We start from the raw sequence: 561 nt of genomic DNA on the forward strand, positions 1-561 counted from the left end.
GGTTGCCCCTAATCGCGTGCAACGGCAGTTTACTGTTGTCCGGGCCAATCAGGTCTGGGTCACAGATATTACTTATATCCGCACCTGGCAGGGCTGGCTGTATCTGGCGGTGGTTATCGATCTCTTCGCCCGTAATGTGGTCGGCTGGTCGATGAAGCCCACTCTCTCACGCGAACTGGCACTCGACGCGCTGATGATGGCCGTCTGGCGGCGAAAACCGGACGGCGAGGTCATCGTGCACTCAGACCAGGGCAGCCAGTACGGCAGTGACGACTGGCAGCGCTTCTGCCGGGCTAATAACCTGGCCCCGAGCATGAGCAGGCGTGGCAACTGCTGGGATAATGCGGTGGCCGAATCGTTCTTCAGTTCGCTGAAAAAAGAGCGGATCAGAAAACGCATCTATAAAACCCGGGATCTGGCCCGGGCCGATATCTTCGATTACATTGAAGTGTTCTACAACCGGGCCCGGCGCCACAGTCACCTCGGCGGCCTCAGTCCGGAGGCCTTCGAACAGGCCTCATCGTGAGGACAGAATTTGTCTACGGGCGTGGGGTCAGTCCA

Annotated in this window: 1 pseudogene; it reads left to right on the plus strand. The window is 58.6% G+C overall.

Annotation, left to right across the window (positions count from 1 at the left end):
- Window positions 1-526 (plus strand): annotated as a pseudogene (locus QMN93_RS26090) (IS3-like element ISEc14 family transposase); the annotation flags it as partial.
- Window positions 527-561: the final 35 nt, after the last annotated feature.

Source organism: Enterobacter sp. R-1.6.2, from assembly GCF_035064085.1.
Lineage (GTDB): Bacteria > Pseudomonadota > Gammaproteobacteria > Enterobacterales > Enterobacteriaceae > Enterobacter > Enterobacter asburiae_B.